10 protein-coding genes are annotated in these 12,875 nt (G+C 74.2%); 7 read left to right on the top strand and 3 right to left on the bottom strand.

Annotated elements, in window-relative coordinates:
* Nucleotides 1-23 precede the first annotated feature (23 nt).
* The 6 genes from OO60_RS27180 to OO60_RS27155 are packed head-to-tail and all read left to right on the top strand — an operon-like array spanning nt 24 to nt 5,721.
* The gene (locus tag OO60_RS27180; RefSeq protein ID WP_003077073.1) at nt 24-359 is read left to right on the top strand and encodes an STAS domain-containing protein; all 336 of its coding nucleotides are present in this window, start codon (nt 24-26) and stop codon (nt 357-359) included.
* Between the two features lie 25 nt (nt 360-384).
* Nucleotides 385-2,520: a glycogen debranching protein GlgX gene (glgX, locus tag OO60_RS27175; RefSeq protein WP_033262360.1), complete on the top strand. Its 2,136-nt coding sequence runs from the start codon at nt 385-387 to the stop codon at nt 2,518-2,520.
* A 7-nt stretch (nt 2,521-2,527) separates the two neighbouring features.
* Nucleotides 2,528-2,860 (top strand): STAS domain-containing protein, encoded by a 333-nt coding sequence (locus OO60_RS27170; protein WP_003077069.1) that lies wholly within the window; start codon nt 2,528-2,530, stop codon nt 2,858-2,860.
* Nucleotides 2,860-3,342, top strand: coding sequence for an ATP-binding protein (locus OO60_RS27165; RefSeq protein ID WP_003077067.1), 483 nt, complete (start codon nt 2,860-2,862; stop codon nt 3,340-3,342). The genes OO60_RS27170 and OO60_RS27165 overlap by 1 nt, the downstream gene beginning before the upstream one ends.
* The gene (locus tag OO60_RS27160) at nt 3,311-4,537 is read left to right on the top strand and encodes a PP2C family protein-serine/threonine phosphatase (protein WP_003077065.1); all 1,227 of its coding nucleotides are present in this window, start codon (nt 3,311-3,313) and stop codon (nt 4,535-4,537) included. The genes OO60_RS27165 and OO60_RS27160 overlap by 32 nt, the downstream gene beginning before the upstream one ends.
* On the top strand, nt 4,534-5,721 hold the full coding sequence (locus tag OO60_RS27155) for an FAD-dependent monooxygenase (RefSeq protein ID WP_209441404.1): 1,188 nt from the start codon (nt 4,534-4,536) through the stop codon (nt 5,719-5,721). Before OO60_RS27160 ends, OO60_RS27155 begins: the two co-directional genes overlap by 4 nt.
* Nucleotides 5,722-5,764: 43 nt before the next feature.
* Here the strand turns inward: OO60_RS27155 and OO60_RS27150 are convergent, their stop codons facing one another.
* The 3 genes from OO60_RS27150 to OO60_RS27140 form a co-directional block, all read right to left on the bottom strand.
* Nucleotides 5,765-8,794 carry a type I polyketide synthase gene (locus OO60_RS27150; RefSeq protein ID WP_081911266.1) on the bottom strand — a complete coding sequence of 1,010 codons (3,030 nt, stop codon included), beginning with the start codon at nt 8,792-8,794 and terminating at the stop codon, nt 5,765-5,767.
* A gap of 218 nt (nt 8,795-9,012) precedes the next feature.
* Nucleotides 9,013-9,819 carry a helix-turn-helix transcriptional regulator gene (locus tag OO60_RS27145; RefSeq protein ID WP_003082666.1) on the bottom strand — a complete coding sequence of 269 codons (807 nt, stop codon included), beginning with the start codon at nt 9,817-9,819 and terminating at the stop codon, nt 9,013-9,015.
* A 228-nt stretch (nt 9,820-10,047) separates the two neighbouring features.
* Complete coding sequence (locus tag OO60_RS27140) at nt 10,048-11,580, bottom strand: AAA family ATPase (protein ID WP_003082667.1); 1,533 nt, start codon at nt 11,578-11,580, stop codon at nt 10,048-10,050.
* A 258-nt stretch (nt 11,581-11,838) separates the two neighbouring features.
* Here OO60_RS27140 and OO60_RS27135 point away from each other — a divergent pair, with 258 nt between their 5' ends.
* Nucleotides 11,839-12,861 (top strand): hypothetical protein, encoded by a 1,023-nt coding sequence (locus OO60_RS27135; RefSeq protein ID WP_033262359.1) that lies wholly within the window; start codon nt 11,839-11,841, stop codon nt 12,859-12,861.
* Nucleotides 12,862-12,875 lie beyond the last annotated feature (14 nt).

Here is a 12,875-nt window from a genome sequence, read left to right as displayed (position 1 = left end):
CCGATGGAGACCGGAGAACCGAAATGGAAGTCGCGAAGTACATGCAGGGCGCGGTCACCGTGATCGCGCTCGACGGGGAACTGGACAGCAGCACCGCCCCCCGGGTGCACGAGCAGCTCGGCGACCTGGTGCCGCCGCGCGGGCTGGTGCTCATCGACCTCGGCCGGACGTCGTACATGTCCAGCGCGGGGCTGCGGGTGCTGCTGCTGGTCTACCGGCAGGCGCAGGCCAACGGCGCCCGGCTGGCGCTCGCGTGCGCCCCGCCGGACGTCCGCGAGGTGATGGCGGCGACCGGGTTCCTCGGGTTCTTCACCGTGACCGACACGCTCGCCGAGGGGCTCGCCGCGCTCGAGCCGTGACGGCGAACCGGACGCAGGAGGTGTGATGAGCTGGACGTCGTTGCCGGCGCGGATCGACGCGTACCCGACCCACCGCATCGGCGGGTTCGAGGTCCGCGCCGGGCAGCCGCTGCCCTTCGGGGCGACACCGGTGCCCGGCGGGGTCAACTTCTCGGTGTACTCGAACAACGCCACCGCGATGACGCTGGTGCTCTTCCGCGCCGGCGCGGACGAACCGCTCGCGGAACTGCCGTTCGACGAGTCCTTCCGGATCGGCGGGGTGTACGCGATGACGGTGTTCGGCCTCGACCCGGAGGCGATCGCCTACGCCTACCGCGCGGACGGCCCGTTCGCCCCGGCCGAAGGCGACCGGTTCGACGGCCGGGCGCTGCTCGTCGACCCGTATGCGACGCTGCTGTCGGGCCGCGAACGCTGGCGGTGCGGGCCGGACCGGCCGTGGCGCTCCCGGATCGCGCCCGCCGACTTCGACTGGGAAGGCGACCGGCCGCTGCGGATCCCGGCCGAGGACCTGGTCGTCTACGAGGCGCACGTGCGCGGGTTCACCGCGCACCCCAGCTCGGGTGTCGGCGCGCCGGGCACGTTCGCCGGGCTGGTGGCGAAGATCCCGTACCTGGTCGAGCTCGGCGTGAACTGCGTCGAGCTGATGCCGGTGTTCGAGTTCGACGAGCGGGACAACGTCCGCGCCGATCCGCGGACCGGCGAGCCCCTGGCCAACTACTGGGGTTACAGCACGGTCGGCTTCTTCGCGCCCAAGGCGGGCTACGCCGCCACCGGACGGCACGGCATGCAGGTCGACGAGTTCAAGCACACGGTCAAGGAACTGCACCGGGCGGGCATCGAGGTGATGCTCGACGTGGTGTTCAACCACACCGCCGAAGGCGACGAGCGGGGCCCGACGCTGTCGCTGCGCGGCCTGGACAACCGCACCTACTACATGCTCACGCCCGACGGGCACTACTTCAACTTCAGCGGCACCGGCAACACGCTCAACTGCAACCACCCGGTGGTGCGCGGGTTCGTGCTGGACTGCCTGCGGTACTGGGCGTCGGAGTTCCACGTCGACGGCTTCCGGTTCGACCTCGCCGCGATCCTCGGCCGCGCCACCGACGGCGTCCCGCTGGCCAACCCGCCGCTGCTGGAGGCGCTGGCCCACGACCCGGTGCTGCGCGACTGCAAGCTGGTCGCCGAGGTGTGGGACGCGGGCGGGCTGTTCCAGGTGGGCAGCTTCCCGGACTACTGCCGCTGGGCGGAGTGGAACGCCGGCTACCGCGACGCGCTGCGGCACTTCCTCAAGGGAGACGTCGGCAGCGTGGCCGAGCTGGCCACCCGGTTCGTCGGCTCGCCCGACCTCTACGCCCGCCGCGGCGCGGTGGCGTCGGTCAACTTCGTCACCGCGCACGACGGCTTCACCCTGCGGGACCTGGTGTCCTACAACGAAAAGCACAACGACGCCAACGGCGAGGACGGCCGCGACGGCGAGAACCACAACATCTCGTGGAACTGCGGGCACGAGGGCCCGGTCGACGGCGGCCCGGTCGCCCGGCTGCGGGACCGGCAGGTGCGCAACGCGCTGCTGATCCTGCTCACCAGCCACGGCATCCCGATGCTGCTGGCCGGCGACGAAGCCGGCCGGACCCAGCACGGCAACAACAACGCCTACTGCCACGACGACGAGCTGTCCTGGTTCGACTGGACGCTGGTCGAGCGCAACGCCGAGCTGGTCCGGTTCACCCGGCACCTGATCGCCTTCCGCCGCGCGCACCCGTGCCTGCGGCGGCGCCGCCAGCCCACCGGGCGCACCCAGGGCCTGTTCCCGGACGTCAGCTGGCACGGCGTGCGCGCGTGGACGCCGGACTGGTCGCCGCACAGCCGCGTGTTCGCCGCGATGCTGTGCGCGCGCGACCCGGGCGGCGCCGACGACTGCGTCTACGTGGCCGCCAACGCGCATTGGGAGCCGCACGAGCTGCAGTTGCCCGCGCTGCCGCCGGAGCTGACCTGGCACCGGTTCGCCGACACCGGCGCCGGGCCGGGCGCGGACAGCCACGCGCCCGGCACCGAACCACCCCTGCCCCGGCAGGACTCGGTCCGGCTGGCCCCGCGGTCGTCCGCGGTGCTGCTCGCCCGGCCGGGCCCGGCCGCGGCGCAACCGCACGAGGAGTGATCCACCGATGAGTGTTCCCACGGACTTCCAGGCCAAGCTCGACGTCGACGACGGGACCGCCACGGTGTGGCTGTCCGGCGAACTGGACTCGCGCTCGGCGGCCGTGCTCGACGAGCTGGTCACCCGGGCGGTCGAGCAGCGGGTCCGCCGGATCGTCCTGCTGGCGGGCGAGCTGACCTACCTGTCCTCGGCCGGGCTGCGGTGCCTGGTCTTCGCGCACCAGAAGCTCGGCCGCACCGGCGACATCGTGCTGGTCGGCGCCCGCCCGGAGGTCGCCGAGACGATCCGGCTGACCGGCTTCGACCGCGCCATCGTGATGCAGAGCCGGGCGGAGCCCTGATGGCCGCGCGCCGGCTGCTGGTCAACAGCGGCCACGACGTCAACGGCGTCCTGGCCGGGCTGGTCGCCGAGCTGGCCGCGCAGGGCGGCCTGGCGGCGCCGCAGGCCTACCGGCTGCGCCTCGCCGCGGACGAGATCACCACGAACATCGCCTGCCACGGCTACCGCGGCGCGCCGGGGGTGATCGACCTCGGCGGCTACGCGGCGCACGGGCGGGTGTGGCTGAGCATCGAGGACGACGCGCCGCCGTTCGACCCGCGCGGCCACCACCCCGACCCCCGGCTGCAGGCCGAGCCGCCGCTGCGCGCCGCGGGCGGCCTCGGCCTGCACCTGGCCCTGACCGTCGTCGACGAGTTCGGCTACGAGCACGTGCGCGGCCGCAACCGCAACATCCTGGTGCTGCACCGGGAACGCGGCGGGCACCGGGGCGCCACGACCGACGGAGGAAACGATGAGCGGTACGACCGCGCTTCTCGTCGCTGACAGCGAAGACCCCGCCCCCGAGCTCGAGCGGGTGCTGCGCGCGGAGGACATCGGCCTGACGAAGGTCAGCGCGGCCGGGTTCGCCGAGCGGCCCGGCCGGCTCGACGCCGACGTGCTGCTGGTGTCGGCGTCGCTCGGCCTGCAGCGGGTCGCGCTGATCGCGCAGCAGGTCGCGGTGGCCGGCGCCTCGGCCACCCTGCTGGTGTTCCCGGAAGGCGAGGACTTCCAGGCGCTGGAGGCGTGCGCGCGCGGCGGGTTCGACTTCGTCGTCCCGCCCTACCTGCCGGGCCTGCTGCGGAGCCGGATGACGTCGTGCTGGGAACGCTGGCAGCTGACCATGACGGTGGAGGAGATGGCGGCCGCGGCGAGCGTGCGGGAGTACGAACGCGACCTGAGCATCGCCCGGGAGATCCAGTCCGGGTTCCTGCCGCAGGAGCTGCCGTCGGCACCGGGCTGGGAGTTCGCCTCGCGGTTCCGCCCGGCGCGCCAGGTGGCCGGCGACTTCTACGACGGCTTCGAGCTGGTCAACGGCCGCCGGCTGGGGTTCGTCGTCGCCGACGTCTGCGACAAGGGCATCGGCGCCGCGCTGTTCATGGCGCTGATCCGGACCCTGCTGCGGCACACCGCCGAGCACACCGGCACCTGGAGCCCGGTGGACGCCGTGCCCGAGGTCGCCCCGGCCGGTGCCGCGCTGCCGCCGCTGCTGTCCCTCGGCGCCGGCCCGCTGATCCAGGCGGTGCTCGGCACGAACCGGTACATGGCGCGCAACCACCTGCGGCAGGGCTACTTCGCCACGGTGTTCTTCGGGGTGCTCGACCCGGCGTCCGGCGCGCTGCTCTACATCAACGGCGGCCACAACCCGCCGGTGCTGGTGCGGGCGAACGGCGGGCACGAGCTGCTCACCCCGACCGGGCCCGCGGTCGGCATGATGCCCGGCAGCGCGTACACCCTCGGCCACACCAGCCTCCAGCGCGGCGACACGTTGTTCCTCTACACCGACGGGGTCGTCGAAGCCCGCGACCGGGCGGGCGCGCTGTTCGGCATGGACCGGATGACCGCGGTGGCCGGGCGGGCGGGGACGGCGGCCGAGAAGCTGCTGCTGGAGATGGAGGACACGCTGTCGCGGTTCGTCTCCGGCGCGGAGCAGTCCGACGACATCACCATGCTGGCGCTGCACCGGCGGAGCCGCCCGTGACGCGGTTCCCCGGCAGGCGGGTGCGGGGCAGCCGGGTCGCCGTCGTCGGCGGCAGCGTCGCCGGATGCGCGACGGCGATCGCGCTCGCCCGCGCGGGCTGCGCGGTCACCGTGTTCGAACGCAGCCGCGGTGTGCTCGCGGACCGCGGGTTCGGCATCGGGCTGGCCGGGCCCGCCTGGCGCGAGTTCGCCGACGCCGGCTACTTCGCCGCGGAGACGCCCGCCCTGCCCTGCCGGTCGCGCGCGTGGATCGTGGCCGACCCGGCGGCGGGCGAAGCCGGGCGGCTCGCCTGGCGGCAGCCCCTCGACCTGCTGCTGACCAACTGGGGCATCGTCTGGCGCGGCCTGCGCGAGCGCGTCCCGGACACCGTCGCCTGGCACACCGCGACGGTGACCGGCGTGCGCGACACCGGAGACGGCGCCGAGGTCACCGCGGACGGCGTGCCCGGGCGCTTCGACGTCGTCGTCGGCGCGGACGGGTACGCCTCGCAGGTCCGCCGGATCGCCGGCGGCGGTCGTCCCGGTTACGCCGGCTACGCGCTCTGGCGCGGCAACTACCCGGTGTCGCGCCTGGGGACGGCACCGCCGGTGCCGGCCGGGACCGGGGTCTCGGTGATGTTCCCCGGCGGCCACGCGGTCTGCTACCTCATCCCCGGCCTGCCGGGCGCGCAGACCCGGGTCAACTGGGCGGCCTACCTGCCGTTGCCGCGGCCGGGCGGGCTGCTGTCCCTGCCACCGGGCACGGTCGGCGACGGCCTCGCGGCGGTGCTGGACCGGGTCGTCGAAGCGCACTTCCCGGCCCGGTGGGCCCGGGTGGTCCGCGCCACGACCCGGGCCGAGCTGGCGCTGCAGCCGATCTACGACCTCGCCGTGCCCCGGTACGCGACCGGCCGCCTGCTGCTCGCCGGCGACGCGGGCGCGCTGGCCCGCCCGCACACGGGCACCGGCGTGACGAAGGCGATCCAGGACGCACTGGCCCTGGAAGCGGCCTGCCGCGAGCACGACCGGTGGGACGCGGTGCTGGCGGCCTACGACCCGCCCCGCACGGCGAACGGCGCCGAGCTGGTGGCCCTCGGCCGCCGCCTCGGCGCCGCCCAGGTCGGCCGGACGCCGGACTGGGCGGCGATGGACGAGGGCGGCTTCCAGCGGTGGTGGCGGTCCACAGTGGAGGGATCGGCGCCCTGAGCCGGTGGCGGCCACCCGCGGGGAGGCGGCCGCCACCGGCCGGTCAGGACGCCTGGTCGGCGTCCACCGCACCCGGCAGCCGGTCGTGCACCAGCCCGGCCAGCTCCGTGATCGAGGTCGCCTGCAGCAGCTCGCGGACACTGATCGTGATGTCCAGATCGGACCGCAGCCGGTAGGCCAGCTTCACCGCGAACAGCGAGTTCACCCCCAGCTGCAGCAGCGGCACCGCGGGATCCACCTCGTCGGTGTCGATGCCGAGCAGTGCGGCCGTCCGGCGGCGCAGGTCCGCGGCGCACTCCGCCGGGGTGCGCGGGCCCCGGCGGGGGCGGTCGCCCGGCTCGTCGAACCGCTCGGCGGCGGGGACGTGCCGGTGGGGCAGCGAGATCACCGGCGACGTCCACGCCCCGGCGCCGTCGTCCACCCAGTACCGCTCGCCCTGCCACGGGTAGCCGGGCAGCGGGACGAACGAGCCGCCTTCGGTGAGCCGGGCCCAGTCCGGGTCGCAGCCCGCCGCGTACGCGGTCGCGAGCGCCCGCAGCATGGTCGCCGCTTCGGGGCTTTCCCGCTCGAGCGAGCCGGTGACCGTGGCGGCGGCCGCGCCCGCGGCCTCGATACCGTCCTCGAGCGCCGCGTGCAGGATCGGGTGCGGGCTGATTTCGACGAACAGCACCGGCCGCGGGTCGGCGAGGACCGTGCCGACGGCGTCGGCGAACCGGACCGGCAGGCGCAGGTTGTCCGCCCAGTAGCGGCCGTCCAGCTCGGCGCCGCCCACCACGCGGTTCAGCACGGTCGAGTGCAGCGGCACCCGGCCTTCGCGCGGGCGCAGCCCGGCGAGGGACCGTTCGATGTCCGGGCAGAGCCCGGCCACCTGCGGCGCGTGCGACGCGTAGTCGACCTGCACCTGGCGGCAGTGGACGCCGGTCGCGCGCAGCGGCGCGACGACCTCGGCGAGCGCACCGGGGTCGCCGGAGAGCACCGTCGCGTGCGGGCTGTTGACCACCCCGACGCAGACCCGGTCGGCGTGCGCGCCGATGGCACGGGCCGCCGGTTCCTCGCCGAGCTGCACCGCCCACATCGCCCCCGGCGTCCGGCGGCGGGCCAGCAGGCCGCTGCGCCGGCAGATCACCGCGGCACCTTCGGCGACCGTCAGCGCGCCGGCGGTCACCGCCGCGGCCACCTCGCCCATGCTGTGCCCGATCAGCAGCCCCGGCTCGACGCCCCGGCTCCGCCAGCTCGCGGCCAGCGCCACCTGCACCGCCCACAGCACCGGCTGCACTTGGTCCATAGTGGACAGTGTGCGGCCCGATTCCAGCGCGTCCAGCACGGAGAACCCGGCCTCGTCGCACACCGCCCGGTCGCATTCGGCCAGGCGCGCGGCGAACACCGGATCGGTGCGCAGCAGCTCGCGGCCCATGCCGGGCCACTGCGAACCCTGTCCGGGGAAGACGAACACGACGCGGGGCGCGCGCACCGGCGCCGGCCGGGCACCGCGCCCGCCGGCCACCGCGATCAGCTCGTCGGCGAGCTCCGCCCGGTTCCGGCCCACCACCGCCACCCGGCGCTCGTGGTGGGTGCGCCGGGTCCCGGCGGTGTGGCAGACGTCCGCGGCGGACGGCCCGTCCGGCGCGCTGAGCAGCTCGGCGGTCGCCGCGGCGAGCGTCCGCAGCGCGGTGGGATCCTTGGCGGACAACGGAAGCAGGTACGCCGGCGCCTCCTCGCGGCGAGGCGTGGCGCGGTTCGCCAGCGGCGCTTCGGACAGCACGGTGTGCGCGTGACCGCCGGAAAGGCCGAACGCGCTCACCCCGGCGAGCGCCGGGCGGCCGATCGGGGTGAGCGGCGTCCGTTCCCGCACCAGCCGCAGCGGGCCGCCGGGTTCGTCGAAGACCGGCAGCGGGTTGCGCACGTGCAGGGTTTCCGGCAGTTCCCGGTGGTACAGCGCGAGGGCGGCCTTGAGCAGGCCGACCGCTCCGCCGGTGCCTTCGAGGTGGCCGACGTTGGACTTGGCCGAGCCGATCAGGCACGGCCGGGCCGGATCGCGCTCTTCGCCGAGCACGGTGGCCAGCGCCGCCAGCTCGACCGGGTCGCCCGCCGGCGTCCCGGGCCCGTGCGCCTCGATGAAGTCCACATCGGCCGGTGAGACCCCGGCGTCCTCGTAGGCCGTGCGCAGCAGGACTTCCTGGCTCGACACACCCGGGCTGGTGAGGCTGCCGCCGCTGCGGCCGTCCCCGCGCACCGCCGTGCCGATGATCGTCGCGTAGGTCCGGTCGCCGTCGGCGTCCGCGTCCTCCTGGCGCTTGAGCACCAGCACCACGGCGCCTTCGCTGCGCACGTAGCCGTCCGCGTCCCGGTCGCCGAACCGGCAGCGCCCGGTAGGGGAGAGCAGTTCCGCTTCGCTCAGCGCGAAGTACGGGTCCGGCGACAGCAGCAGGTTCGCGCCGCCGACGATGGCCAGGTCGATCTCCCCGGACCGCAGGGCACGGCCGGCTACGTGCACCGCCAGCAGGGCGGTGGCGCAGGTGGACTCCAGCGCCATGGTCGGGCCGCGGACGTCGAGGTGGTAGGCGATCCGGCCCGCGGCCATCCCGCCCGCTTCACCGCCCATCGCCGCGTGCAGGTCGTGGCGGCCGGCCGCGCGCAGCACGTCCCAGTATCCGGAATTGCACATGTTCACGTAGACGCCGGTATTCGAGCCGGCCAGTTCGTCCGCGGTCCGGCCGGCGTCTTCCAGGGCCTGCCAGGTGACTTCGAGGAGCATCCGCTGCTGCGGGTCCATTTGCTCCGCTTCGTTGGGCAGAATGCCGAAGAAACGTGCGTCGAATTGGTCGATTCGATCCAGGAAGCCACCGCTTCGGCTGCGGATGGTGTGCGGCTTTCCCATTTCGGGGGAGAACCACCGGTCGATGTCGAAACGGTCGTCCGGTACTTCGGTGATGGTGTCCCGGCCGGTTCGCAGCACCTCCCAGAACTGTGCCGGAGTGTCGGCGCCGGGCAGCCGGCAGCCGGCTCCGACAATGGCGACACCCTGCTCCGCGGGAGTTTGCCGGGCTTGGTTCCTGCTCGTCCTCAAGATCATAACTTCCCCTCAGGCAGCCACGGGTCATCATCGGCGATCCCGGAATGGCGGGCATGGCCCTTATCGCTTGTTCCCCAGTCGGCAGATCTTTGCCCGGGGCCGCAACCGGTTGGACATGGGCGGCAATACCGAGCAGGATCGGCACACTGCGCACAGCCTGTCTCGCCGACCGACCGGTGGTCAACGACCAAATAACGGAATGCCGAAACGCGCGGCCGCTATTCGGCGGCGGCGGGCAGGTGCAGCACGACACCGGACGGCGTGAACTCCGGCGACTGCAGGACGACGATCCGCATCGCCTGGACCCCCAGGTGCCCGTGCCGGAACAGCCGCACGGCCGACCGGTGTTCCAGGACTTCGTGGCTCTCCCACCAGTCGCCGAAGGCGGGGCTGAGCCGGGTGAACTCGGCGATCCGCGCGCGGATGTGCGGGTCGTCGGGGTGGCGGGCGCACTCGGCGCGCCAGCGGGCCACCGTGTCCTGGGTGACCGCTTCCCAGTCCACCAGGCGTTCGCGGGCCAGTGGCGAGGACAGCAGCCAGTGCAGGAAGTTGCGGTGCCCCGGTGCCAGTGCCGACCAGTCGTCGTACCACTCGCAGGCCGCCTGGTTCCACGCGACGAGTTCGCAGTACTGGTCGCCCGCGTAGACGGGGTACGGGCTGTCGTCGAACTGGGCGACGACCTGGCGGATGAGGTCGGTCGCGGTCACGTCCGTCGTCAGCGGCGCGGTCTGGACGACCGAGCCGTGCGCGAGGCTGTGCACGTACCGGCGTTCGTCCTCGGTCAGGCGCAGGACGCGGGCCAGGCTGTCGAGGACTTCGCGCGAGGGCTGGATGCCGCGGCCCTGTTCGAGGTAGGTGTACCAGGTGGGACTGAGTCCGGCGAGGACGGCGACCTCCTCGCGCCGCAGCCCGACGGTCCGCCGCCGCGGCCCGGCGGGCAGCCCGACCTCGTCCGGTGTGATCCGCTCGCGTCTGCTGCGCAGGAACTTGGCCAGCTCCCGGCGGCTGTCACCGGCCGAGGACATGCCGACCTCGGGTGCGCTGAACAGACGGACGGAAATCCCCCAGGCAATGGGCCATTCGGACAGCATACGGGCCGCACCGGCCGCATCCGGGCGGCCACGGCGGTCCGCTGGTGTGAACTATCCGCCGATACCCGGCGAAACGACCTAAAAGGACCAAACGCCCGGCGTCCGTCGTTTCGGAAAGCGGCCGGGTGGTCCTTTCTTCGGGCAGCGTTTCGTGTAGAGCGCTCAGGAGACCGGGGCATCGTCGGTCCGGGCGGCGGCGGTCAGCGCGGCCATGGCGACGGCGACCTTCCACCCGCAGTCCGGCGCGGCGGCGTGGAATTCGCCGGCCAGCGAGGTGGCCTCGGTGATCCGCCCGGCGAGCAGCAGCGCATCGATGAGGTAGGCCCGCAGGTAGGGCGCCATCCACGGAAGAACGGCCCGGTCGGCCTCGGCGAGCACGAGCGCCCGCCGCAGGTGCGCCACGGCGGCGGCGCCCCGCCCGAGTTCGAGGTGCCCGATGGCCTCGGCGGCATGGGCGAAGAGCGCGGCGTGCCGGTCCCGCTGGAGGGTGAGACCGGCCAGCACATCGGCGGCATCGGAGGCGCGCCCGGCAACGGCGAGCAGCCAGCCCCGGTAGGCATGCAGCCGTTCCCGGTGCGGCGAGGCAGCAGCGGCGGCGGCGAGGAAGGCATCGGCTTCAGCGGGATCCTGGCGGCCGAAGGCGAGGCACATGGCGCGGAGGAGGAGCGGGTGCGGATCATCGGGGCCCACCCCGGCACCCGCGGCCCCGCGTTCGAGAACCGCGCCCGAGCCTGCGCCGCCGCGGTCCAGCACCGCGCCCACTCCCGCACCGCCGCCGTGGTTCCCTCCCGATCCCTCCCACCGGCCGTCCAGCGCGGCGAACGCCTCCGCCGCGCGGCCCCGCAGCAAATGCACCGCCGCCTTCACCAGGGCCACCTCGCCACCCGCGCCGCTCCACGCCGCCAGGCGGCACAGGTCCTCCACCTGGTCCAGCGCCAGCGACTCCCACGCTCGCGCCACCGCCGCCAGCAGGTGCGCGACGCCGCGGCAGGTCAGCGCCGGGCCCTCGGCCGGCGGTGCGTCCGCCAGCCGCCAGCGCCCCCCGTCACGGACCATCCGCCCGCGCAGCTCCTGGCGGACCACGATGTCGTGCAGCAACCCCGGATTGCCCGCCGTCGCCGCGTGCAACGCCTCCGTTGTGGCCGAGCGGACTGGGCCCTCCATCAGCCGGGCCAGGACCGCGCCCACCTCGTCCACCGACAGCGGGGGCAGCCGGACCGTCTGGATCCCGCGTTCGTAGCGCAGGCAGTCCACCGGGTCGCCGCCGCCCGGGCGGGGCGCCGGGATCGGGTGGGTCAGCAGCAGGAACGCCCCCGCGTGCCGGTTGAGGTGCTGCAGCACCAGCATCGTCTCGTGGTCGGCGAGGTGCGCGTCGTCGGCCAGCAGCACCGGGCGGCGGCCCGCGGCCAGCGCCCGCACCGCGTCCGCGACCTCCCGCACCGCGTCGCGGCCCGCCGGCCGCGCCGCACCGGACGGCAGCAGGTGCCGCAGCGACGAGAACGGCTCGTGCCCGCCCGGGCGGACCTCCAGCAGCGCGTCCCGGCCGGGATCGAGGCTCGCCAGCGCCTTGCGCACCACACTGGTACGGCCGATGCCAGGCTCCCCGACGACCACGAGCGGATCCGGCTCGCGTTCGGCGAGGCGGGACCGGATCCGCTCGAGGTGCTCGGCCCGGCCGACGAAGTGCCAGTCCATCGGATTCCCCTTTCCGCTGGTGGATGAGTGTTCACGCTCGCCCGGACAGCGGAGCCGGTCAAGATCGAGCTGACGGAGTGTGACCACTTCCGTCACTCAACCGAGTGCAGGCATTCCCAGTACCACTACAAGCCGGTTCTGTTTGAACTTCGTTCACCAGCGCACGCTCGAAGAACTGGACGGACTGGAGGCCGGTGGGATGAACGGGCGGGTGCGGCACGACGGAGATCCACGGCGACCGGCCCCGGTGGTGCACCGGTGATCCCGGCGGTGCTCCTGCTCGCCGGGGTCGTCCTGCTCGGGCTGACCTGGCTGAGCGTGCTGCGGACGGTGTTCGCCCCGCGGCAGCGGTCCGGCCGGCTGATGCGGCTGGCCGTGCGGGCGGTCGGCGGCGGGGGAGCCGCCCTCGCCCGGTGGCTGCCGTCCGGTGGCCGCGAACGCGTGCTGGACCTGTGCGGCCCGCTCGCCCTCATGCTCGTCGGGGGCAGCTGGACGGCGGCCACCTTCCTCGGTGCCGCCCTGCTTTCCCCGGCGCTGGCTGGCATCCCGCCGAACCCGGGCGGGGTCGCGCGGTTCATGGCGCTGCGCGACGACTCCGGGGCGGCCCTGCTGGCCGTCGCGGGCTGGCTCGCCGTGCTGCAGGTGCTCCTCGTCTTCGGGTTGCACCTCTCGCGGATCGTCGCCGCGTACCACCGTCGCGAGCGGATGGTCGCCGAACTGTGCACGGACAGCACCAAGCCGTCCGAGGCGGAGTTCCTGCTCGCCGAGCACCTGCGCTTCGGCTCGCGGGAGCACCTCGACGACCTGTTCCGGCAGTGGACCGCCTGGCTGGCCGACATCCGGGCGACCCACACCGGCTACCCGGCGCTGACCTGCTTCCGGCCCGCCAGCGACCTGTGCTGGCTGGACGCGGCGGTGCTGGTGCTCGACGCCGCCGCGCTGACCCACGCCGTCGCACCGGCGTGGGCCCCGCACAGCGCGCGTTCGGTGCTCGACGCCGGTTCGAGCTGCCTGCCCGCGCTGGCCCGGCAGCTCGGCATCGACCTGCCGCGGCCCGCGGTGAGCCTCCAGGGGAGGGAGGAACGCGGGTTCGAACACAGCGTCCGCGTGGCGGTGCTCGCCGGGCTGCCCGAGCAGCGCGGCTACGGCGAGGCGTGGGCGCACTTCCAGGACTGGCGCACGCGGTACGCGCCGCAGGCCGCGGCGATGCGTGTCCGGCTGCACTACGCCCACGGCGAGGACGAGCTCGCCGTGGGCCGGGTCGGCCGCGCCGCGGCCTGATCCACCGCACGGCA

The organism is Amycolatopsis vancoresmycina (genome assembly GCF_000716785.1).
Lineage (GTDB): Bacteria > Actinomycetota > Actinomycetes > Mycobacteriales > Pseudonocardiaceae > Amycolatopsis > Amycolatopsis vancoresmycina.
This window is presented reverse-complemented; position numbering and strand designations above follow the sequence as displayed.